General features: G+C 53.6%; 21 protein-coding genes. 12 read left to right on the top strand and 9 right to left on the bottom strand.

Annotation, left to right across the window (positions count from 1 at the left end; translation table 11 throughout):
* Window positions 1-4: 4 nt before the first annotated feature.
* The 3 genes from uvrD to corA all read left to right on the top strand — a co-directional run bounded on the left by uvrD (window position 5) and on the right by corA (window position 3,482).
* The gene (uvrD, locus tag SD961_RS20245; protein ID WP_318792133.1) at window positions 5-2,167 is read left to right on the top strand and encodes a DNA helicase II; all 2,163 of its coding nucleotides are present in this window, start codon (window positions 5-7) and stop codon (window positions 2,165-2,167) included.
* Window positions 2,168-2,324: 157 nt separating this feature from the next.
* Window positions 2,325-2,381, top strand: coding sequence for a YsgD/CorL family protein (gene ysgD / locus SD961_RS21770; RefSeq protein ID WP_412916730.1), 57 nt, complete (start codon window positions 2,325-2,327; stop codon window positions 2,379-2,381).
* A gap of 147 nt (window positions 2,382-2,528) precedes the next feature.
* On the top strand, window positions 2,529-3,482 hold the full coding sequence (gene corA / locus SD961_RS20240; protein ID WP_318792132.1) for a magnesium/cobalt transporter CorA: 954 nt from the start codon (window positions 2,529-2,531) through the stop codon (window positions 3,480-3,482).
* Between the two features lie 47 nt (window positions 3,483-3,529).
* Here the strand turns inward: corA and rarD are convergent, their stop codons facing one another.
* Complete coding sequence (gene rarD / locus SD961_RS20235) at window positions 3,530-4,435, bottom strand: EamA family transporter RarD (protein WP_318792131.1); 906 nt, start codon at window positions 4,433-4,435, stop codon at window positions 3,530-3,532.
* 59 nt (window positions 4,436-4,494) lie between these two features.
* Entirely contained in the window at window positions 4,495-4,968 is a 474-nt protein-coding gene (locus SD961_RS20230) for a thioesterase family protein (RefSeq protein ID WP_318792130.1), read from the bottom strand.
* A gap of 161 nt (window positions 4,969-5,129) precedes the next feature.
* On the opposite strand from SD961_RS20230, the gene pldA reads away from it, so the two are divergent.
* From pldA to rhtC, 3 genes are read left to right on the top strand one after another with little or no spacing between them, the layout of a single operon-like run.
* Window positions 5,130-6,008 (top strand): phospholipase A, encoded by an 879-nt coding sequence (pldA, locus tag SD961_RS20225; RefSeq protein ID WP_318792129.1) that lies wholly within the window; start codon window positions 5,130-5,132, stop codon window positions 6,006-6,008.
* 56 nt (window positions 6,009-6,064) lie between these two features.
* Complete coding sequence (gene recQ, locus SD961_RS20220) at window positions 6,065-7,891, top strand: ATP-dependent DNA helicase RecQ (protein WP_318792128.1); 1,827 nt, start codon at window positions 6,065-6,067, stop codon at window positions 7,889-7,891.
* Window positions 7,892-7,925: 34 nt separating this feature from the next.
* Window positions 7,926-8,549 carry a threonine export protein RhtC gene (rhtC, locus tag SD961_RS20215; RefSeq protein ID WP_318792127.1) on the top strand — a complete coding sequence of 208 codons (624 nt, stop codon included), beginning with the start codon at window positions 7,926-7,928 and terminating at the stop codon, window positions 8,547-8,549.
* A 36-nt stretch (window positions 8,550-8,585) separates the two neighbouring features.
* Here rhtC and rhtB read toward each other — a convergent pair whose 3' ends face one another.
* On the bottom strand, window positions 8,586-9,209 hold the full coding sequence (gene rhtB, locus SD961_RS20210; protein ID WP_318792126.1) for a homoserine/homoserine lactone efflux protein: 624 nt from the start codon (window positions 9,207-9,209) through the stop codon (window positions 8,586-8,588).
* A 114-nt stretch (window positions 9,210-9,323) separates the two neighbouring features.
* Here rhtB and pldB point away from each other — a divergent pair, with 114 nt between their 5' ends.
* Together pldB and yigL are read left to right on the top strand one after the other, a co-directional pair.
* Entirely contained in the window at window positions 9,324-10,313 is a 990-nt protein-coding gene (pldB, locus tag SD961_RS20205; RefSeq protein ID WP_318792125.1) for a lysophospholipase L2, read from the top strand.
* A gap of 72 nt (window positions 10,314-10,385) precedes the next feature.
* Window positions 10,386-11,186 carry a sugar/pyridoxal phosphate phosphatase YigL gene (gene yigL, locus SD961_RS20200; protein WP_318792124.1) on the top strand — a complete coding sequence of 267 codons (801 nt, stop codon included), beginning with the start codon at window positions 10,386-10,388 and terminating at the stop codon, window positions 11,184-11,186.
* A 40-nt stretch (window positions 11,187-11,226) separates the two neighbouring features.
* Here the strand turns inward: yigL and glpQ are convergent, their stop codons facing one another.
* Both glpQ and glpT read right to left on the bottom strand, forming a co-directional pair.
* A complete protein-coding gene (glpQ, locus tag SD961_RS20195) occupies window positions 11,227-12,279 on the bottom strand; it encodes a glycerophosphodiester phosphodiesterase (RefSeq protein ID WP_318792123.1) in 1,053 nt (350 codons plus the stop codon).
* A gap of 11 nt (window positions 12,280-12,290) precedes the next feature.
* Entirely contained in the window at window positions 12,291-13,640 is a 1,350-nt protein-coding gene (gene glpT, locus SD961_RS20190) for a glycerol-3-phosphate transporter (protein WP_318792122.1), read from the bottom strand.
* A gap of 393 nt (window positions 13,641-14,033) precedes the next feature.
* Between glpT and SD961_RS20185 the strand changes: the two genes are divergently transcribed.
* Complete coding sequence (locus tag SD961_RS20185; protein ID WP_318792121.1) at window positions 14,034-14,888, top strand: carboxylate/amino acid/amine transporter; 855 nt, start codon at window positions 14,034-14,036, stop codon at window positions 14,886-14,888.
* A 237-nt stretch (window positions 14,889-15,125) separates the two neighbouring features.
* Here the strand turns inward: SD961_RS20185 and SD961_RS20180 are convergent, their stop codons facing one another.
* The 3 genes from SD961_RS20180 to metR form a co-directional block, all read right to left on the bottom strand.
* Window positions 15,126-15,371 carry a hypothetical protein gene (locus SD961_RS20180; protein ID WP_318792120.1) on the bottom strand — a complete coding sequence of 82 codons (246 nt, stop codon included), beginning with the start codon at window positions 15,369-15,371 and terminating at the stop codon, window positions 15,126-15,128.
* A 177-nt stretch (window positions 15,372-15,548) separates the two neighbouring features.
* Window positions 15,549-16,025, bottom strand: coding sequence for a DUF1456 family protein (locus SD961_RS20175; protein ID WP_318792119.1), 477 nt, complete (start codon window positions 16,023-16,025; stop codon window positions 15,549-15,551).
* Window positions 16,026-16,123: 98 nt separating this feature from the next.
* Window positions 16,124-17,065 (bottom strand): HTH-type transcriptional regulator MetR, encoded by a 942-nt coding sequence (gene metR / locus SD961_RS20170; protein WP_318792118.1) that lies wholly within the window; start codon window positions 17,063-17,065, stop codon window positions 16,124-16,126.
* Between the two features lie 135 nt (window positions 17,066-17,200).
* On the opposite strand from metR, the gene metE reads away from it, so the two are divergent.
* The gene (gene metE, locus SD961_RS20165; RefSeq protein ID WP_318792117.1) at window positions 17,201-19,471 is read left to right on the top strand and encodes a 5-methyltetrahydropteroyltriglutamate--homocysteine S-methyltransferase; all 2,271 of its coding nucleotides are present in this window, start codon (window positions 17,201-17,203) and stop codon (window positions 19,469-19,471) included.
* A 47-nt stretch (window positions 19,472-19,518) separates the two neighbouring features.
* Here the strand turns inward: metE and SD961_RS20160 are convergent, their stop codons facing one another.
* The gene (locus SD961_RS20160) at window positions 19,519-20,346 is read right to left on the bottom strand and encodes a dienelactone hydrolase family protein (protein WP_318792116.1); all 828 of its coding nucleotides are present in this window, start codon (window positions 20,344-20,346) and stop codon (window positions 19,519-19,521) included.
* 288 nt (window positions 20,347-20,634) lie between these two features.
* Here SD961_RS20160 and udp point away from each other — a divergent pair, with 288 nt between their 5' ends.
* Entirely contained in the window at window positions 20,635-21,396 is a 762-nt protein-coding gene (gene udp / locus SD961_RS20155) for a uridine phosphorylase (RefSeq protein ID WP_318792115.1), read from the top strand.
* Window positions 21,397-21,589: 193 nt separating this feature from the next.
* On the top strand, window positions 21,590-23,125 hold the full coding sequence (rmuC, locus tag SD961_RS20150) for a DNA recombination protein RmuC (RefSeq protein ID WP_318792114.1): 1,536 nt from the start codon (window positions 21,590-21,592) through the stop codon (window positions 23,123-23,125).
* The last annotated feature ends 32 nt before the right edge of the window (window positions 23,126-23,157 follow it).

The raw sequence follows: 23,157 nt of genomic DNA, 5'->3' as shown, positions 1-23,157 counted from the left end.
GCCTATGGACGTTTCAGACCTGCTAGACAGCTTGAATGACAAACAACGCGAGGCCGTAGCCGCGCCGCGCAGCAATTTGCTGGTGCTGGCAGGGGCTGGCAGCGGCAAAACCCGCGTGCTGGTTCACCGGATTGCCTGGCTGCTGGCGGTAGAGAACTGCTCTCCTTATTCGATCATGGCGGTGACCTTTACCAACAAGGCTGCCGCGGAGATGCGCCACCGCATTGAGCAGCTGATCGGCACCAGTCAGGGCGGGATGTGGATCGGTACCTTCCATGGGCTGGCGCACCGCCTGCTGCGTGCGCACCATCTGGATGCTAACCTGCCCCAGGATTTCCAAATTCTTGACAGCGAAGACCAACTGCGACTGCTGAAGCGCCTGATTAAGGCGATGAACCTGGATGATAAACAGTGGCCCGCACGGCAGGGCATGTGGTACATCAACGGCAAAAAAGATGAAGGCTTAAGACCGAAGCATATCGAAAGCTACGGCAACCCCATTGAGCAAACCTGGCTGCGGATCTATCAGGCCTATCAGGAAGCGTGCGATCGTGCCGGACTGGTCGACTTTGCCGAGCTGCTGCTGCGTGCCCATGAGCTGTGGCTTAATAAGCCGCATATCCTTAACCACTACCGCGAGCGTTTCACCAACGTGCTGGTGGACGAATTCCAGGATACCAACAACATTCAGTACGCCTGGATCCGCATGCTGGCGGGCGACAGCGGGAAAGTGATTATTGTTGGCGATGACGATCAGTCGATTTATGGCTGGCGTGGGGCGCAGGTAGAGAACATTCAACGCTTCCTCAATGACTTCAGGGGCGCGGAAACCATCCGTCTGGAACAGAACTACCGCTCCACCAACAACATCCTGAAAGCGGCGAACGCCCTGATTGCCAATAACAGCGGTCGTCTGGGTAAAGAGCTGTGGACGGACGGCAGTGACGGCGAGCCCATCGCTATTTACTGCGCCTTCAACGAGCTGGATGAAGCCCGCTTTGTGGTGAACCGTATTAAGGTCTGGATGGAGAAGGGCGGTGCGCTGAACGACTGCGCTATTCTGTATCGCAGCAACGCCCAGTCGCGTGTGCTGGAAGAGGCGCTGCTGCAAACCAGCATGCCTTACCGGATCTACGGCGGTATGCGCTTCTTCGAGCGTCAGGAAATTAAAGACTCTCTGGCTTATCTGCGGCTGATTGCTAACCGCAACGATGATGCGGCGTTCGAGCGCGTGGTGAATACGCCCACGCGTGGCATCGGTGACCGGACGCTGGATGTCGTCAGGCAGACCGCTCGTGAACGCCAGCTTACGCTGTGGCAAAGTTCGCGCGCGCTGCTGCAGGAAAAGGCGCTGGCGGGCCGGGCGGCCTCTGCGCTGCAACGCTTTACTGAGCTGGTGGATTCACTGGCACAGGAAACCAGTGAGATGCCGCTGCATGTGCAGACCGACCGGGTGATCAAAGATTCCGGCCTCTGGCTGATGTATGACCAGGAGAAGGGCGAGAAGGGCCAGGCGCGAATTGAAAACCTTGAGGAACTGGTGAACGCCACGCGGCAGTACAGCTATCAGGATGAAGATGAAGATCTGATGCCGTTGCAGGCTTTCCTCTCCCACGCTGCGCTGGAAGCGGGCGAAGGCCAGGCCGATAAGTGGCAGGATGCGGTGCAGCTGATGACCCTGCACTCAGCCAAAGGGCTGGAATTCTCGCAGGTCTTTATCGTCGGCATGGAAGAGGGAATGTTCCCCAGCCAGATGTCGCTGGATGAGGGCGGCAGGCTGGAAGAGGAGCGCCGTCTCGCCTATGTTGGCGTCACGCGCGCTATGCAGAAGCTTACGCTCACCTATGCGGAAACCCGTCGCCTGTACGGCAAAGAGGTCTATCATCGCCCCTCACGCTTTATCGGCGAGCTTCCGGTTGAGTGTGTGGAAGAGGTGCGCCTGCGGGCCAGCGTTACCCGCCCGGTAAATCATCAGCGGATGGGAACGCCGGTGGCGCAGAATGACAGCGGCTTTAAATTAGGCCAGCGGGTGCGACACGCCAAGTTTGGCGAAGGCACTATTGTCAATCTGGAAGGCAGCGGCGAACACAGCCGTTTGCAGGTGGCTTTCCAGGGTCAGGGCATTAAGTGGCTGGTGGCCGCTTATGCCAAACTTGAAACTGTCTAAGCCCCTGTCAGCGGGACGAATTTCTTCGTCCCGCCCGACTGTTAACCTTTGTTAACGCTTGTCAATGTTTGGTGCACATTTATCCCGGCTCTGATATTGACGCCATTTTCAGCACAGCGTAACATGCGCGCACTATTACCCTGAGAGGACATTCGCCTTGGACACACCCAGTAGATACTGGCTCATTGACCTGCTCAGCAGGTACAACTCCTAAGGCTATCCTCTTCTGCCGATAGCCTTCGTGGTTGTTGGCGATCCCGCATCTCCGTCGCTCTGAGTCAGAATAGTCACTGACTGAAACCTCTGTTTCCCGTGTACAAGCGCTTTGTCCCATTTGTGACCGTGAATTGGGAGTACAGCTATGCTGAGCGCATTTAAACTCGACCAAAGCCGCTTAACCCGCCTTGAGCTGGAAGAACCTGAAGATATGCTGACCAGTTCGGTTTGGGTCGATCTGATCGAACCCGAGGAGAACGAGCGCGATCGCGTTCAGAACGAACTGGGCCAGAGCCTGGCGACCCGTCCTGAACTGGAAGACATTGAGGCTTCGGCGCGTTTCTTCGAAGATGAAGATGGCCTGCATATCCACTCCTTTTTCTTTTATGAAGATGCGAAAGACCATGCCGGTAACTCCACGGTGGCGTTTACCATTCGTGAAGGCCGCCTTTACACCCTTCGTGAACGGGAACTGCCTGCGTTTCGCCTCTACCGGATGCGCGCGCGTAATCAGATACTCATTGACGGTAACGCCTACGAACTTCTGCTGGATCTGTTTGAAACCAAAATCGAACAGCTGGCTGATGAAATCGAAAACATCTACAGCGACCTTGAAAAGCTAAGCCGGGTGATCATGGAAGGACATCAGGGCGATGAGTTTGATGCGGCGCTCTCAACGCTGGCAGAACTGGAAGATATCGGCTGGAAGGTGCGTTTGTGTCTGATGGATACGCAGCGTGCGCTGAACTTTTTAGTCCGCAAGGCGCGGCTGCCGGGCAATCAACTGGAGCAGGCGCGGGAGATACTGCGCGATATTGAATCCCTGCTACCGCACAATGAATCGCTGTTTCAGAAGGTTAACTTCCTGATGCAGGCGGCAATGGGCTTTATCAATATTGAACAGAACCGCATCATCAAGATCTTCTCGGTGGTCTCGGTGGTCTTTCTGCCGCCAACGCTGGTGGCTTCCAGCTACGGCATGAACTTTGAGTTCATGCCCGAGCTGAAATGGAGCTTCGGCTATCCGGGTGCTATAGCGCTGATGATCCTGGCGGGGCTGGCTCCCTATGCCTACTTCAAGCGTAAGAACTGGCTTTAACGCCGAGCCGCACAAACGAAACCCCGCACCGCGGGGTTTTTTATCTCTCAACTTTCAGTGACCGTGGATGGTCTGCGCTTCAGCGCCCAGACGGCGTCGAAAATGAACAGCGCCAGCGCTGCCCAGATAAAGGCAAATGTGACGGCTTTATCCTGCGTCAGCTGCTCGCCGTAAAAGATCACCGCCAGCAGGAACATCAGCGTGGGGCCCAGATACTGGAAAAAGCCCACGGTGGAGAGCCGCAAGCGGCTACAGGCTGCGGTGAACAGCATCAGCGGAATAGTGGTTATTACGCCCGCAGCTATCAGCAGCATGTTGAGCGACCAGGGATTCTGACCAAGATGACTGGTGGGGCTGTCCGCAAAGCCAAACAGATAGAGAGCCGCGACCGGCAGCAGCCAGCTGGTTTCAACCATCATTCCCGTCTGCGCATCCACCCCAATTTTTTTTCGGATCAGGCCATAGAGCGAGAAGGACACGGCCAGGCCAAGCGCAACGATCGGCACCGAGCCAAACTTCCATAGCTGCACCAGTACGCCACAGGCGGCGAGCGCTACCGCCAGCCACTGCAACCAGCGGAAGCGCTCTTTCAGAAACAGCATCCCCACCAGCACGTTCAACAGTGGATTAATAAAGTAGCCCAGGCTCGCTTCCAGCATATGGTGATTATTTACTGCCCAGATAAAAATCAGCCAGTTTGCGCAGATGACCGTAGCGGAGACCGCCAGCAGCAGCACTTTTTTCGGCTGTTGCAGGATCAGCTTCACCTTGCCCCAGTTACGGCTAAGGCTGACCAGCAGCAGCATAAAAAAGAACGACCAGATCACCCGGTGAGTGATGATCTCGCCTGGGGCGACCTGCTGGAGCAGTTTGAAATAAGCTGGCGCAATGCCCCAGATAAAATAAGCGCCGAGAGCAAAGAAGATCCCCTGCCGGGTTTGTTGCGCATCCATGTAACGTGGCTCCGTAAAGAACAATGAGTGAGATAAGGATAATTGGGTTAGCTCAACAGCTAACCCGTAAGATAGGTGGCGGTTGCGCTGGCAATATATACACCCGCATCGTTATGCAGTTCTACGCGGGCGACGGAAACTTTATTCCCACCGCGCAGCAGACTGCTGGTGGCGATAAACCGTTCGCCGCGTCCTGGTCGAAGATAATCAACACGCAGATCAATCGTGCCCATCCTGGCAAGGCGCTGCCGCAGCTCCTCTTCAGTAATGCTCTCCTGGCGGGTTAACGCACTGGTTACGCAGACTAAACCCGCGGCTACATCCAGCACCGAGGCAATAACGCCGCCGTGCAAAATTTTCTGGGCGACATTTCCTACCAGTTTGGTCTGGTTAGCAAAACTCAGCTCAGCATAGTCTGATTCAAGCCTCTCCAGTTTCAGGCCCAACGCCTGATTAAAAGGCATGTCACAGACAAAAATATCACCGATCAGGCGGCGTGCAGCCTCCTGAGCCAGGGGAACAGCAGAGATCATGAAAAGTCCTCGCAAAAAAATGGTCGATACAAAATAACTAGTGCCCGTGCCAGGCTCGGGCGCGCTGTTATTTACAAAAACAGCGCTAATCTCCGTACCGGTTTCTGTGTAGAATGGCGTGCTTTTTACCCACTTATCCCGTTTCTGTTCTGGAGAACATTATGCCTATGCTGAGAGGATTGCTGGCAGCAGCCTTCCTGTTTCCCACGTTAGTTCTGGCACAAGAAGCCACGGTTACCGAGGTCCATGACCAGCCAGCCGTGCGTGGCAGTATTATCGCTAACCTGCTGGAAAAGCATGACAACCCTTTCGTTCTGTTCCCGTACGAAAGCAACTATGTTCTGTATACCGATACCAGCAACATTAATAAAGAAGCTATTCAGAGCTATAACTGGACAGACAACGCCAAGCACGATGAAGTGAAATTCCAGCTCAGCCTGGCCTTTCCGCTGTGGCGTGGCATTTTGGGTGACAACTCGGTGCTGGCAGCCTCGTATACTCAGGGATCGTGGTGGCAGCTCTCTAACCGTGCCGGCTCTTCGCCGTTCCGCGAAACCGACTATCAGCCGCAGATTTTTCTGGGCTGGGCGACAGATTATAGCTTCGCTGGCTGGACACTGCGAGATGTGGAAACGGGCCTGAACCATCAGTCAAACGGGCGCTCTGAACCCACTTCACGCAGCTGGAACCGGGTCTATGCCCGCCTGATGGCGCAGAACGGTAACTGGATGGTGGAAGCCAAACCCTGGTTCCGCATTCCAGAAAGTGAAAATGATGATGATAACCCTGATATCACCAAGTACATGGGGTATTATCGTCTGACCGTTGGCTATCAATGGGGCGAAAGCATTTTCAGCGTCAAAAGCAACTATAACTGGAATAGCGGTTACGGCGGCGCGGAAATGGGCTGGAGCTACCCGATCACTAACCACGTTCGTTTCTATACCCAGGTGTTCAGCGGCTACGGCGAATCGCTGATTGACTATAACCACCGCCAGACGCGCGTGGGTGTGGGTGTGATGCTGAACGACCTGTTTTAATGCCTTTCCGGTGAGCGGCTCACGTTCGCTCACCCATCATCAGATTTGGGGAATACGTGTCTACGGCTGCAGTAATCAATCAGGAAGCGCTGGCGGAACAGGTACTGCAAGAGACCTTCGGCTACCAGCACTTTCGCCCAGGACAACAATCCATTATTCAGGCTTCGCTGAAAGGGCGTGACTGTCTGGTCGTGATGCCGACCGGCGGCGGTAAGTCGCTCTGCTATCAGATTCCGGCGCTGGTCAGAGAAGGCCTGACTTTGGTGGTTTCTCCGCTGATCTCACTGATGAAAGATCAGGTGGATCAGCTGCTGGCCAACGGCGTGTCCGCCGCCTGTCTCAACTCCTCACAGACCCGTGAAGAGCAGCAGGAGGTGATGGCTGGATGCCGTACAGGACGGATCAGGCTGCTCTATATCGCGCCTGAGCGTCTGATGATGGACAATTTTCTCGATAATCTGCTGCACTGGAATCCGGCGATGCTGGCCGTGGATGAAGCGCACTGTATTTCTCAGTGGGGGCACGATTTCCGCCCGGAATATGGTGCGCTGGGCCAGCTTCGCCAGCGTTTGCCTGATGTGCCGGTCATGGCGCTGACGGCAACAGCCGATGAAACTACGCGAAACGATATCGCCCGGTTGCTGCAGTTAAACGATCCGCTGATCCAGATCAGTAGCTTTGACCGTCCCAATATCCGCTACACGCTGGTGGAAAAATTCAAGCCTACCGAACAGCTGCTGCGCTATGTGCAGGATCAGCGCGGTAAGTGCGGCATCATCTATTGTAACAGCCGGGCAAAGGTGGAGGACACCGCCGCCAGGCTGCAAAGCCGGGGTCTGAGCGTCGGCGCTTACCATGCCGGGATGGATAACGCCCATCGCGCGCAGGTTCAGGAAGCGTTTCAGCGTGACGATCTGCAAATTGTCGTGGCGACGGTCGCCTTTGGCATGGGCATCAATAAACCCAACGTGCGTTTTGTGGTGCACTTCGATATCCCGCGTAATATCGAGTCCTACTATCAGGAGACGGGCCGTGCCGGTCGTGATGGCCTGCCAGCAGAAGCGCTGATGCTGTACGACCCGGCGGATATGGCCTGGCTGCGTCGCTGTCTGGATGAAAAAGCGCCGGGTCCGTTACAGGATATTGAACGGCATAAGCTCAATGCGATGGGCGCGTTCGCTGAAGCGCAAACCTGCCGTCGTCTGGTCTTGTTGAACTACTTTGGTGAAGGGCGTCAGCAGCCTTGTGACAACTGCGATATCTGTCTGGATCCGCCGCGTCGTTATGACGGGCTGGTGGAAGCGCAGAAAGCGCTATCCGGTATTTACCGCGTAGGCCAGCGCTTTGGCATGGGCTATATCGTTGAGGTGCTGCGTGGAGCGAATAATCAGCGCATCCGCGATATGCAGCACGATAAATTGCCCGTCTATGGTATCGGTAAAGATCAGAGCAACGAACACTGGGTGAGCGTGCTGCGCCAGCTGATCCACCTTGGGCTGGTGACACAGAACATTGCCATGCACTCTGCGTTACAGCTGACGGAAGCGGCCCGTCCGATCTTACGCGGCGAAGCGCCGTTGATGCTGGCGGTGCCCAGGCTGGTCAGCGTTAAACCCCGTAATAACAGCCAAAAATCTTTTGGCGGCAACTATGACCGCAAGCTGTTCGCCAAGCTGCGAAAACTGCGTAAAGCGATTGCCGATGAGGAAAATATTCCTCCTTATGTCGTCTTTAACGATGCCACGCTGATAGAGATGGCTGAACAGCTGCCGATCACCGCCTCAGAGATGCTGAGTATTAACGGCGTAGGCCAGAGGAAACTGGAGCGATTTGGTAAGTCCTTCCTGGTGATGATTAAAGAGCATATTGATGATGAAGAGTAGTTTCCCTGGATAAAGAGTCAAAGGAGAAGAGAAAATGATGTTATTTCTGACGGTGGCGCTGGTTCATTTTGTGGCTTTGATGAGTCCGGGGCCGGACTTCTTTTTTGTATCGCAAACTGCGGTCAGCCGCTCCAGAAAGGAAGCGATGCTGGGCGTCACCGGTATTACCCTGGGTATTGTTATCTGGGCGGGCGTGGCGCTGATGGGGCTGAACCTGATCCTGCAGCAGATGGCCTGGCTGCATCAGTTGATCATGGTCGGCGGCGGGCTTTACCTGCTGTGGATGGGCTGGCAGATGCTGCGCTCTGCGCGCCAGCAGCACATACAGGCCACACAACCAGATGCCGCAGCGGTAGTGCTGCCGAAAAAGGGCAAAACTTTCCTGAAAGGCTTTCTGACTAACCTCTCTAATCCCAAAGCGGTAATCTACTTTGGCAGCGTGTTCTCGCTGTTTGTCGGGGATAATGTAGGTGCAGGGGAACGCTGGGGACTCTTTTTACTGATCGTCGGGGAAACTTTTGTCTGGTTCAGCCTGGTGGCCAGCCTCTTTGCCCTGCCAGCGATGCGACAGGGCTATCAGCGTCTGGCAAAATGGATTGATGGTTTTGCGGGAGTTCTGTTTGCCGGTTTTGGCATCCACCTGATCCTTTCACGCTAATGTTTCAGGCCGGATGACCGATCCGGCCTGAAACTGTCAGGCAATGCGCCTTGCCGAGGCCAGCAACGCACCTACCGCCATAAACATTCCGCCAAACGTTCTGTTCAGCAATTTCATCTGACGCGGCCCCTTGATCCACCCGGCAATGCGGGTAGCCAACATGGCATAGCCAATCATCACAATGATATCGACTACCACCGTCGTCACTCCCAATACCAGATACTGCACAGCCTGAGGCTGATGGGGAAGGATGAACTGCGGGAACAGCGCCGCCAGGAAAACAATGCTTTTCGGGTTAGTCAGGTTCACCAGAACCGCGCGCTTAAACAGCTTTCTGCGCGGCATGGCTTTTGCCACCGCCTGTAGATCGATGCCACCGGCAGAGCGCCACTGCTGAATACCCAGCCAGACCAGATAAGCCGCGCCTGCCCATTTCAGGATCTCAAAAGCCAGCAGAGATTGTGAGAACAGGGCGCCCAGGCCAATGCCCACCAGCATGATGTGCAGCGACAGGCCAACCTGCAGGCCGGAAATGGAAGCCACTGCACCACGATAGCCGTGGCTGATACCGGTACTCATGGTATTGATCGCCCCGGAACCGGGAGAAAGACTTAAGATGCTGGTGGTTAAAAGATAAGCCAGCCACCATTCGATGGTCATGGGTAACGCTCCCTGATAGCGCAGAAGTATGACACAATACGTCATTGTTTGCGGTTGCGCTACGGAATGACATATCCCTTCCGGGCGGTGAAAAGGGAGTAAGGGCTGAAGCCGATGACAAGTCAAAAAAATGGCTGGCCAACGCGTGAAAAAGCGTTTGCTGCTTTTGCTACGGGGCCGCTGCTGGACTTCTGGCAGCAGCGCGAAGAGCGTGAATTCACCGGCGTGGAAAACGTCAAAATACGCTATGTCCGCTTCACTTCTACGCTTCACGACAAAGTTATCCTGCTCTGCCCGGGAAGGATCGAAAGCTATGTGAAATATCCTGAGCTGGCCTATGATCTGTTTCAGTGCGGCTATGACATCATCATTATTGACCATCGTGGTCAGGGCCGCTCTGGCCGCCTGTTACAGGATTCTCATCGCGGCCACGTCGAAGCGTTTGACCATTATGTTGAAGATTTGGAAACGCTTTATCTGAAGGAAGTTGCTGGCCGCCACTACCAGCACCGTTATGCGCTGGCTCACTCAATGGGCGGGGCGATTTTAACCTTGATGCTGGCAAGAAAGCCTGCGGCTTTTGACGCGGTGGTGCTGGCTTCGCCAATGTTCGGTATTTTTCTCCCCATGCCGGTCTGGATGGCGAACCGCATCCTGGAGTGGGCTGAAAAACGCCCGGCGCTGCGGGACGGTTATGCCATGGGCACCGGGAAATGGCGTGCCAGGCCCTTTGGCATCAACGAACTGACCCACAGCCGTGAACGCTACCGGCGTAACCTGCGTTTCTATGCTGATGACCCCGGCCTGCGCGTGGGCGGCCCGACCTATCATTGGGTGCGTGAAGGGATGCAGGCCGGGCAGAGTATTATCAGCCGGGCGAAGGAGATCTCCACACCGCTACTGCTGTTGCAGGCTGGTGCGGACAAGGTGGTGGATAATCGGGCCCAGAATCTCTTCTGTCAGGCCATGATCGCTGCGGGACAGCCCTGTGAAGGGGGGAAACCGCAGGTTATTGCAGGCGCGCGTCATGAGATCTTGTTTGAAAAAGACAGCATGCGTGCCGAAGCGCTGGAAGCCATTGTGGCGTTTTTCTCCAGGCATTGATTTTGCACTACTCAGATGTAACTCAGTAGCGGGCCAGCCAGACTGCCCGATAACAGACTAACCAGAGGTTTTATGTACCCTATTGTTGCTTCCGATCTTGACGGCACGCTGTTGTCACCGGATCACCGTTTATCTCCTTTTGCCCGTGAAACGCTGCAGCTAATGACCCGCAAGGGGGTGAATTTTATCTTCGCCACCGGCCGTCACTACATTGATGTGGCTCAAATGCGGGACAGTCTGGGAATTGACGCTTTTATGATCACCTCTAACGGCGCGCGCGTGCACAACACGGCTGGCGAACTGGTCTTCAGCCACAATCTGGACGAAGACATTGCCCGTGAGCTGTTTGCGCTGCACCACAGCCATGAGGATATTTTTACCAACGTCTACCGCGATGAAGAGTGGTTCCTGAACCGTAATCGTCCTGAAGAGATGGATTTCTTCCGCGAGTCTGACTTCAATTACCAGATCTATGAGCCGGGTTCACTGGCAACCGATGGCATCAGCAAAGTGTTCTTTACCTGTGGTAAACCTGAGCTGCTGATCCCGCTCGAAGAGGCGCTGGTGGCTCGCTGGGGCGACCGCGTTAACGTCAGTTTCTCGCTGCCGACCTGTCTGGAAGTGATGGCTGGCGGGGTATCGAAAGGCCATGCGCTGGACGCCGTTGCTCAGTCTCTGGGCTTTGGCCTGAAAGACTGCATCTCCTTTGGCGACGGTATGAATGATAAAGAGATGCTGACCATGGCTGGCAAGGGGTGCATCATGAGCAATTCGCACCATCGTCTGAAAGATCTGCTGCCAGAGCTGGAAGTGATTGGGTCCAATGCGGATAACGCTGTGCCCCATTATCTGCGTAAGCTTTATAACGTGTAGCCGGTAATCTTCCGCCCCGGCGCACCGGGGCGGAAGAGGTTTACTGATGCAGGAAGTGAACCGCTTTATCCGGGAAATCCGTGAATAAGCCTTCTACGTTAGCCTGGTTGTACAACACATCGTAGAGCTGATCGACATTATCTACCCAGTCGGGAAGCTGGTCTGCCCGGACAGTATAGGGGTGCACCACCATTCTGGCCTGGTGCGCTTCTTTCACCAGCGCTGTCAGACGAATATGACCCTTAGTCGATGTCGCCTCCACCAGCATATGGTAGTCCGGCCCGATGCCATCGGCGTACTCAGCCACTTGCTTCATAGCGCCAGGTTTGAACATCCAGTCGTAGCTGTAGTTCACCCATTTGCCGTTCTGCTGCTCCTGCGTCTCTTTTGAGTCAGTTTCAGTGATTAACTGAACCAGTTTGAGGTTCATCCCTCGCTGTGGCTCCAGTTCCGTTTTGATCCGCTTCACTTCGTTGTAATCAAAACACTGCAGGTAAACAGGATCTTTTTTATCGCTGTAACCATACTTTTTCAGGACATCAAGCACCTTAGCCGAGATATCTTTGCCCTCCTGGCGATGAAACCAGGGCGCTTTAATCTCAGTGTAAATCCCGATGTTCTTACCTGTAGAGTAATTCAGCCCCTGAATGAATTCGATCTCCTCCTCAAAGGTATGAATGCGGAAATCAGATTTCCCCAGAGGGAAGCGTTTTGGAAAGGTCTGCTTTTTCCTGCCGTTTTCCACGGTAAAGCCTTCCGTGAATTTCAGTCCTTTGATCTCCGCCAGCGTGAAGTCGATAGCGTAGTAACGTCCATCCTTTCTGGCACGAGCGGGATAACGGTCGGCAACGTCAGTCACACGATCAAGGTAATGATCGTGCAGCACAACTAACCGGTCATCTTTGGTCATGACCAAATCCTGCTCCAGAAAGTCAGCTCCCTGAGCATAGGCCATCGCCTTTGCCGGAAGCGTATGCTCCGGCAAATAGCCGCTGGCTCCCCGGTGGGCAATGACAATTTTGTCCGATTGCTCAGCCATGGCGCAGAGTGAAGAGGCCATTAATATTGTGGCCATGAGTGTTTTAACTGACATGGACTCTCCTGTTATTCCGCCTGCTTCAGCTGCTGTTTATGCTTGTTTTCACTGAGCATGGTCAGCACCAGCAACAGCACGGCCAGTACACACCCGCCAATCATGATGATAAAGCCTCCGTCCCAACCGAAAAAGTCTACGGTGTAGCCGACGATAGCGCTGGCTGCCACTGAACCGCCCAGGTAACCAAACAAGCCGGTAAATCCTGCCGCTGTTCCGGCCGCTTTTTTTGGTGCCAGCTCTAACGCATGCAGGCCGATCAGCATCACAGGCCCATAAATCAGGAAGCCAATGACGATCATACAAGCCATATCAATGCCGGGATTACCTGCCGGGTTCATCCAGTAGATCACGGTGGCAATGGTGACCAACACCATAAAGAATACGCCGGTGGCACCACGGTTGCCTTTGAAGACTTTGTCAGACATCCAGCCACAAAGCAGCGTGCCGGGGATCCCTGCATATTCGTAGAAAAAGTAAGCCCAGGAAGATTTATCCAGCGCGAAATGCTTCACTTCTTTCAGGTAGGTCGGTGACCAGTCAAGGATGCCGTAACGCAGCAGATAGACAAATACGTTGGCCAGCGCGATATACCACAGCAATTTATTCGGCAAAATATATTGCATAAAGATTTGCTTAGCGGTCAGCTCTTCTTCATGTTTTTCATCATAGTCCGGCGGATAATCATTTTTATACTCTTCAATCGGCGGCAGGCCACAGGATTGCGGTGTATCGCGCATCATGGCAAAGGCGAAGAGGGCAATCACGATGGCTCCAAAGGCTGGCATATAGAGCGCCGCTTTCCAGTCGTTAAACCACGCCATGCCCAGCAGGAACAGTAAAGGAGGAATACCACCCCCTACGTTGTGCGCACAGTTCCAGACGGAAACCACACCCCCACGCTCTTTTTGCGACCACCAGTGCACCATGGTTCGGCCACAGGGAGGCCATCCCATTCCCTGAAACCAGCCGCATAAAAACAGCAGCACGAACATCACCATAATGCTGGAGGTTGCCCAGGGGACGAATCCCATAAAGAGCATGACCGCAGCGGCCAGAATCAATCCGGCAGGCAGAAAGAGTCTTGGATTAGAGCGGTCAGAGACCGATCCCATAATAAATTTAGAAAAGCCGTAGGCGATTGAGATACCTGAGAGCGCAAATCCGAGATCGCCACGGGAAAACCCCTGCTCAATCAGATAGGGCATGGCGAGAGCAAAGTTTTTGCGAACCAGATAATAGGCAGCATAACCGAAGAAAATTCCCAGGAAAATTTGCCAGCGCAGCTTACGGTAGAGCGGATCTACCTTGCCGGCCTCCACACGAGGCTGGTGAGGGGCTGGCTTAAAGATACTTAACATGTGAGCCTCCGATGGGCGGTTTATCCTCTTTTTAGCGCCGCGTGGCGCGTCGTACCAAAAGGATTACCCGGAAATGCGGGTAAAATGTTCCTTTTCGCGCACAGAATAGGCGTAAAACGCTCAGCAGACTGTGAAGAGATACTCAAATGTTACATTTTTATGACAAAAAAACCGTATTTGTGAATTAGCGCGACAAAACATGTCTGGCTGTTGAAGGGAAAAATAATAAAAACCTGAATTCGGGCAGCGTTGTGCAAAACGCTTTCGTTAGCGAACATCTTTTAAAATAAAAGAGTGGGTGTATTTTAAATACTCAGATGTAAACCAAATAATTCCCTGTGACCTGGCGCATTTCGCTACACTACCGCCACTTTTCACTGCAGAGTTTTTATTGTGACGTTACTGATTGTCACCACAATCTTGTGGGCATTTTCTTTCAGCCTGATAGGTGAATACCTGGCCGGGCAGGTAGACAGCGTGTTTTCCGTACTGGTTCGCCTGCTGCTGGCAGCCGTCGTGTTCCTCCCCTTTTTGCGCTGGAAGGGCTATCGGCCTTCAACGCTGCTGCTCTATATGGGCGTCGGTGCTTTACAGCTCGGGGTGATGTACCTGGTGAGTTTCCAGGCCTATCTCTACCTCAGCGTGTCAGAATTTCTGCTGTTTACCGTGATGACGCCGCTGTATGTCACGCTGATTTACGATCTTCTGAAAGGGCGTGGCGTTCGCTGGGGATATGCACTGAGCGCGCTGCTGGCGGTGGGCGGTGCAGCCATAATCCGTTATGACAAGGTGAGCGAACATTTCTGGTTCGGCCTGCTGCTGGTACAGCTGGCAAACATCATCTTTGCTGTCGGCATGGTGGGCTATAAACGCCTGCAGGAGATTCGTCCGATGCCGCAGCATACGGCCTTTTCCTGGTTTTACCTTGGGGCGGCGTTAATCGCGGTGCTGGCTTGGTTCCTGTGGGGTAATCCGCAAAAGCTGCCTGAGACTTCTCTCCAGTGGGGCATTCTGATCTGGCTGGGCGTTGTCGCTTCAGGGTTAGGCTATTTCATGTGGAACTACGGCGCTACGCAGGTTGATGCCGGGACGTTGGGCATTATGAACAATATGCATGTGCCGGCAGGCCTGTTGGTCAACCTGGCAATCTGGCAGCAGCAACCGCACTGGCCAAGCTTTATCATTGGCGCGGCAGTTATTTTTGCTTCTCTGTTAGTCCACCGACACTGGATAATCAAAGGCAGTTAATCAGCTTTGGAAAACAGGCATCAAAGTCGATCTCCGTGGTCGGCTTTTTAAATTAAATCTCCACCGACAGACCAGCTTATTCAGTAATAAATTTTAAACAAAAAAAGCATGGCTATAAAATTCTAAAAAATATTCCAGTGAAAACAGTCAATGAATATTGGACAGTAGGTTATGATCATACAATGACCAGTATTCGGGGCTATCGGAGACACGCTCTCCGATAGCCTGATGCAAAAGTTATTTAATCCAGGAGGTAAGCAAATTGATTACATTATTAACATGATTTTCCACCGCTGCACCAAGACGGCTGCCAAAATCAGTGCCTGCTGCGGTGACGTCATCTTTAGTATAAACTGACTCCACTACCGGAGAAAGATGATCAAAGACATTGCTAAAATACGAGCCAAAGAAACTACTCAGCGTATCCTGGATTTTACCTGCACCGCTGATAACCTGTACTTCATGACTATTTAACTCTCTCATAATAAATTCCTCATTCCTTGATAAATTAATTAGTATGGAGGGTGACTCCATGCGGGAGAATAAAACCGCCCTTTTTAAGTGTCAATTAAAAATTGTGCGAAGGGATAAAAATAAAATAATAAATAGTAAAAAATTTATTTTAGTAAACAGAGGGCAAATTATATTTGCCCTCCAGGATTATTTCGCCTTTACCGCCGGGCGGATCTTCTGAGTTAACCCCTTAAGGAAATTACGCAGGATCTGGTCGCCGCATTCGCGGTAATTTTTATGGCCAGGTTTACGGAAAATAGCGCCAATCTCAGACTGACCCACGGCAAAGTCCGCCAGCTTGAGGATCTCAAGAATGTCAGTGGTTTTCAGATCAAACGCGACACGCAGTTTCTTCATGATGATGTTGTTAGTCATTTTGCGTTCGATAGAGGGAGCAGGGGCCTCTTCGCTCTTGCCACGACGCTGGAAAATCAGGCCGTTCAGGAAGTAGCCCATAATCACATCCGGGCAGTCGCGATAGCCTGGCTCATCCTCTTTTTTCAGGAAACTGTGCACTTCCGCTTCGCTGACTTCGGTTTCTGCCAGCGCCAGAATCGCCACGACCTGGGCATCGCTTAAATTCAGCATATAGCGCACGCTGCGCAGAACATCATTATTCGTCATAAAAATCTCATCAGGGATCAAAGTCTGTTGGGCGCATTATAGAGACAAATGGCTCCTGATGCAGGAAAACCCGCCAGAGATTAAGCGGGGGAGATAAATCAGGAGTGAGCCAGCGTACCAGGCAGGGGCGTCCCCGGCTGGGAAGCATCTTTCACGCGCGGTAAATGATCGCAGGCATGCTGGCGGGCAGAGCGGATAAAAGCCTCGGTGACCGGCTGGCGCTGCTCGCCATCACGTACTGCGGCATAAAGGCGGCTCCATAGCCCTTCACCTAATGTTTTGGTGGTCACCACTCCCTGATGTTCAAAGCTTTCTACCACCCAGTGAGGCAGCGCGGCAATGCCCATGCCTGCCGACACCATCTGGATTAACAGCAGCGTATTATCGACGCTTTTCAGCGCCGGGCTGACGCCCGCAGGCTGTAAAAAGTGTCGCCAGATATCCAGACGCTGGCGCTGAACCGGATAAATCATCAGCACTTCGTTAGCCAAATCCTCAGGGGAAACATGCTCAACCTTCGCCAGAGCGTGGTCCGGCGCCAGCACGAGCCTTACTTCAAAATCAAACATCGGTGAATAGAACAACCCGCTACGCGGCAGAATATCCGAAGTAAGAACCAGATCCAGCTCACCCTGTTGCAGGGCTGGTTGCGGATCAAACGTTACCCCCGATTTGAAATCCATCACGACCTGCGGCCAGCTCTGGCGAAAATTGTTCAGTGCCGGCGTCAGCCACTGAATGCAACTGTGGCACTCAATGGCGATTCGCAGCGTAGTCTGGTGCGGCTCGTGACAAGCCTGAAGTGCCTGCTGAATTTGCGGCAGCACCTGCTCGGCCAGCTGCAACAGGATTTCGCCCTGTGGCGTGAAGCGTAACGGCTGGCTCTTGCGCACGAACAGACGGAAGCCCAGACGCTGTTCCAGGTCGCTGAACTGATGAGATAACGCCGACTGCGTTTGATGTAGCTGGGCTGCTGCTGCTGCCAGCGAACCGGTTGTCCGCAGCGCCTGCAGCGTTCGCAGGTGTTTAAGTTCGATCATGAGAGTCCTTCACAACGACAGTGAACAATTTGCGCTTGTGGTTACTACAGTACCTGCGGATTATAGATGTGTAAACATCTGGACGTCTAAAAGCCTGCTTGCAACGTCAACGGGCAGCAACTGAGGAGAGAACTGATGACCATTCTGAATCATACACTCGGATTTCCCCGCGTCGGCTTGCGTCGCGAACTGAAAAAGGCCCAGGAAAGCTACTGGGCAGGCACCCTTTCTCAGGAAGAACTGCTGGCTGTGGGGCGTGAATTACGTGCCCGTCACTGGCAGCAGCAGAAGCAGGCAGGTGTGGATTTGGTGCCCGTGGGAGACTTCGCCTGGTACGATCACGTTCTGACCACCAGCCTGCTGCTGGGCAATGTCCCGGCCCGCCATCAAAATAAAGATGGCTCGGTCGACCTGGATACTCTGTTCCGCCTGGGCCGTGGTCGCGCACCAACCGGCGAACCCGCAGCCGCTGCCGAGATGACAAAATGGTTCAACACCAACTATCACTATATGGTGCCGGAATTCACCAAAGGGCAGCAGTTTAAGCTGAGCTGGAGAGAGATCCTGGAAGAGGTGGACGAAGCGCTGGCGCTGGGACATAAGGTGAAACCTGTGCTGCTTGGTCCGGTAACCTATCTGTGGCTGGGTAAAGTAAAAGGTGAACAGTTTGATCGCCTGAGCCTGCTGAACGATATTCTGCCGGTATATCAGCAGGTGCTGGCTGAACTGGCGAAGCGCGGTATCGACTGGGTGCAGATTGATGAGCCTGCGCTGGTTCTGGAACTGCCTCAGGAGTGGCTGAATGCCTTTAAGCCAGCTTATGAGGCGCTTCAGGGAACCACAAAACTGCTGCTGACCACCTATTTTGAAAGCGTCGGTACCAACGTTGACACCATCCGCACGCTGCCGGTTCAGGGTCTGCACGTTGACCTGGTACATGGCAAAGATGATATCGCTGAGCTGAACAGAAAAATCCCGGCAGAGTGGTTGCTCTCCGTAGGCGTTATTAATGGCCGTAATGTCTGGCGCGCCGATCTCAGCAGCTGGTTTGAACGCCTTCAGCCGCTGGTGGCGCAACGTCAGCAGCTCTGGATCGGTACATCCTGTTCATTGCTGCACAGCCCTATCGATCTCAGCACCGAAACGCGTCTGGATAATGAGGTTAAAAGCTGGTTTGCCTTCGCGTTACAGAAGTGTGCCGAGCTTTCGCTGCTGAGCAATGCATTAAACAACAACGATCCGCAGTCGCTGGAAGCCTGGAGCGCGCCAATTCGCGCCCGTCGCCAGTCAACCCGCGTGCATAATGCGGCGGTTGGCGAACGTCTGGCTGGCATCACCACTAAAGACAGCCTGCGCAATAATAGCTACGTTGTGCGTGCAGAAGCCCAGCGTAAGCGCTTCCAACTGCCTGTCTGGCCGACCACCACCATTGGCTCTTTCCCGCAGACCACTGAAATCCGTGGTTTGCGTCTGGACTTCAGGCAGGGTCGCCTGGATGCCAGCCGCTACCGCACCGGCATTGCTGAACATATTAAGCAGGCCATTGCCGAACAGGAGCGGCTGGGGCTGGACGTGCTGGTGCACGGTGAAGCTGAACGTAACGATATGGTTGAATATTTTGGTGAGAATCTGGATGGTTTCGCCTTCACGCAAAACGGCTGGGTGCAGAGTTACGGTTCGCGCTGCGTGAAGCCGCCGGTAATCATTGGTGACGTCAGCCGCCCGGAAGCGATCACCGTTGAGTGGGCGAAGTACGCGCAGTCTCTGACCGATAAACCGGTTAAAGGCATGCTGACCGGCCCGGTGACTATCCTTTGCTGGTCATTCCCCCGCGAAGACGTTACCCGTGAAACCATCGCAAAACAGATTGCACTGGCACTGCGGGATGAAGTGGAAGATCTGGAGAAAGCCGGGATTGGCATCATTCAGATTGATGAGCCTGCTTTACGTGAAGGGTTGCCGCTTCGTCAGTCTGACTGGGCTGCCTATCTGGAGTGGGCCGTAGAAGCGTTCCGTCTTACCGCTGCCGTGGCGCAGGATGACACGCAAATTCATACCCATATGTGCTATTGCGAGTTTAACGACATCATGGATTCCATCGCCGCGCTGGATGCGGACGTGATCACTATTGAAACGTCACGTTCTGATATGGAACTGCTGGAGTCGTTTGAGGAATTTGATTATCCGAATGATATTGGACCTGGCGTTTACGATATTCACTCGCCAAACGTGCCAGAGGTGGAGTGGATGGAGGCGCTGCTGCTGAAAGCGGCAAAACGTATACCAACGGAGCGTTTGTGGGTAAACCCGGATTGCGGTTTGAAGACGCGTGGCTGGCCGGAAACCCGTCAGGCGCTGGCTAATATGGTTAAAGCGGCGCAAAACCTGCGAAAACTCGAAGCCTGATTTCTCTGTTGTGTTGTTGTGTTGGGGCGCGATGCGCCCCTTTTTTATTACTTCACGTCATATTGCCTGAACCAGGCAAGCATTCTCTGCCAACCATCCTGTGCGGATTCCTGATGATAGCTGGGGCGATAGTCGGCGTTAAATGCATGTCCCGCCTCGGGATAAACTACGATTTCCGATTTCGCATTGGCGGCATGCAGCGCCTGACGCATCTTCTCCACGCTCTCCTGCGGAATACTTTCATCCAGACCGCCATAAAGCCCTAATACCGGTGCAGTGAGGTCAACGGCGATATCCACCGGATGTTTCGGCTGCTTGAGGGTTTTTTCGCCAACAAGTTTGCCATACCAAGCAACGGCGGCTTTTAGCTGAGGATTGTGCGCCGCGTAGAGCCAGGTAATACGGCCGCCCCAGCAAAAACCGGTAATCGCCATATTGCGCATATCACCACCATGGCGTGATGCCCAGTTGGCGACATGATCCAGGTCGGCAAGCACCTGACTGTCGGGAACTTTGCTGACTAATTCGCTGAAAAGCGTGGGAATATCACTATATTCAGCAGGATCGCCCTGGCGGAAATAGAGCTCCGGCGCCACGGCCAGATAGCCTTCCAGCGCCAGGCGGCGGCAGATGTCACGAATATGCTCATGTACCCCGAAAATCTCCTGAACCACCAGGATCACCGGCAACGGGCCGCTGGCATTACGCGGCTTGGCATGGAACGCAGGCATATTTTCGCCCTGCGTGGGAATGGATGTTTCGCCTGACAAAATCGCTTCGCTGTCAGTGATAATCGTGGTCGATGCGGTAGGCGATACCGCAGGAGCGAACCCATTATTGCTCATTTTTTGAGTCATATTTTCTTCGGTTTTCATTGTCCTCTCCGTGCATGCATTAGCGCAATCAGCTAACTATAGCCAGGATTACGTTTGGGTCAGGGGATGCTTCTCTCTTCACCATTAACACTGCCATTAGCTGACCAACAGAACAAGTTGTGGCAATCGCTGCTGACATAATGATTAAATGGGATCTTCATCACATTTAAGTTTTTATTCACTGCAAGTTTCATTAACTTAAGTGAGTAATCTCACATAAATTTTCCAGGCTTTGCACTATTGTTACCGCCTGATCCTTATCCCCCTTTCCCGTTACAGGAGTTTGAAATGGCACACTCAGACGTTTTTCATTTGGGTTTAACTAAAGCGGATTTGCAGGGTGCAACGCTGGCTATTGTGCCGGGCGATCCTGAGCGGGTAAAAAAAATCGCGGCATTGATGGATAACCCGGTCCATCTGGCGTCACACCGTGAATTCACTACCTGGCGTGCAGAGCTGGATGGCAAAGCGGTTATCGTTTGTTCCACCGGCATCGGCGGTCCTTCCACCTCTATCGCGGTAGAGGAGCTGGCTCAACTGGGCGTGCGTACCTTCCTGCGTGTCGGTACCACGGGAGCTATTCAGCCTGATATTAATGTCGGTGACGTACTGGTCACCACGGGTTCAGTTCGTCTTGATGGGGCCAGCCTGCATTTTGCCCCCCTCGAATTCCCTGCCGTGGCCGATTTCACCTGTACTACGGCGTTAGTCGAGGCGGCTAAAGCGGCAGGAGCGACCACGCATATTGGCATTACGGCTTCTTCTGATACGTTTTACCCCGGCCAGGAACGCTACGATACCTATTCAGGGCGCGTGGTGAGCCGCTTTCAGAACTCAATGAAAGAGTGGCAGCAGATGGGGGTACTGAACTATGAGATGGAGTCCGCCACGTTGTTAACAATGTGTGCGAGTCAGGGGCTACGCGCAGGCATGGTAGCTGGCGTGATTGTTAACCGGACTCAGCAGGAGATTCCGGATGCAGAAACGATGAAAAGAACCGAAAGCGATGCGGTACGCATCGTGGTTGATGCCGCACGCCGTTTAATCTGATGATTTGAAACAGAGGAGGATCTCTCAGTTATCCTCCTCTCTATTTTTTCTCCCTCTGCCGCTGTTTCCCGATCTGCCTCCAGATTCCCACTTAAATTGACTCTGCATGGCTTCCTGCCATCGTTTTGTCTGGACATTCATACAGTGCGGCTCTACCTTTTCCGTAGCAAAGTCAGGGCAGGAGAGAATAAGGGTGGATGCAACAATCAGCTACGGTGTTTGTCTTGGGCTGGCAGGCCTGTTAGCGGGGTGGACGATCGCCTGGTTCCGCGGGCAGCAACTTTCCGCGAAACAGGAGACGGAGCGACAGCTGCTTGTGCAGTCCGCCAGTCAGCTTCGCGATGAACGCGACAGGCTTCAGCAACAGCTGGAAAGCCAACAGCAGGCACAAAGGCATAATGAGCTGGAACTGCGTCAGCTCCATGGCGCGTTGTCTGCGGCGCAGGAAAAACTCCACCATCTGGACCACTGGCGTAATGAAGCGGAACAGCTGACGCGCGAATTACGTACTCAGTTAGAAATCAACAGTTCGCAGGAAGCGGAGCTGCGGGAAGTCACCATCCGTCTTGAAGAGACGCGAATGGCCGCCGAAGAGAAGCAGCGTTTGCTGGTGAACAGCGAGCAGCGGCTGAATGCACAATTTGAAAATCTGGCGAATCGCATCTTTGAAAACAGCGGCCGCCGGGTTGACGAGCAAAATAAGCAGAGCCTGAACAGCCTGATCTCCCCGCTAAGGGAACAGTTAGAAGGATTTCGTCGCCAGGTACAGGAAGGATTTGGTCAGGAAGCGCGTGAACGGCATACACTCTCCCACGAAATTCGTAATCTGCAGCAGCTCAACGCGCAAATGGCCCAGGAAGCGATCAATCTGACCAAAGCCCTCAAGGGGGATAATAAGACGCAGGGCAACTGGGGCGAAGTGGTACTAAGCAGAGTGCTGGAGGCTTCTGGCCTGCGTGAAGGGCATGAATATGAAACGCAGGTAACCATTCAGCTGGAGCAAAATGGCCGGATGCAGCCTGACGTTATTGTGCGCCTGCCGCAGGGCAAAGATGTCGTTATCGATGCCAAAATGACGTTGGTGGCTTACGAACGCTATTTCAATGGCGAGGATGAAGCAGAGCGTGAAGTCGCCATCAGCGAACATATTGCCTCCATACGTGGACACCTTCGCCTGCTAAGTCGTAAAGATTATCAACAATTGCCCGGTTTACGCTCTCTGGATTATGTGTTGATGTTTATCCCTGTTGAACCAGCCTTTTTATTAGCGATCGATCGCCAGCCGGAGCTGATCAACGAAGCGCTTAATCTGAATATTATGCTGGTCAGCCCCACCACCTTGCTGGTGGCGCTGCGTACCATTAACAACTTGTGGCGTTATGAACACCAAAGCCGCCATGCGCAACGCATTGCCGATCGCGCCGCGAAGCTGTATGACAAAATGCGGCTGTTTGTGGATGACATGTCCGCTGTGGGGCAGAACATGGAGAGGGCGCAGGAGAGCTATCGCCAGGCGATGAAAAAGCTCTCTGAAGGCCGGGGCAACCTGATAGCCCAGACCGAAAGCTTCCGGCATCTTGGGGTAGAGGTAAAAAGGCCAATCAATCCCCGACTTGTTGAACAGGCGATGCCGGATTCACCTGAAAATCTCTTTGATGAAGATTGGGATGAAACCGCTCCTGAACTCGATTTCGCCATGGATAAGGGCGCTGCACGGGTTAATGAATAAGCCGCTAGGCTGCGTGCCTGGCCTGCGTGACT

It is taken from the genome of Erwinia sp. MMLR14_017 (genome assembly GCF_033657285.1).
Taxonomy (GTDB): Bacteria; Pseudomonadota; Gammaproteobacteria; order Enterobacterales; family Enterobacteriaceae; genus Erwinia.
The sequence above is the reverse complement of the archived record's forward strand: the minus strand, read 5'-3'. Positions and strand labels throughout refer to the sequence as shown.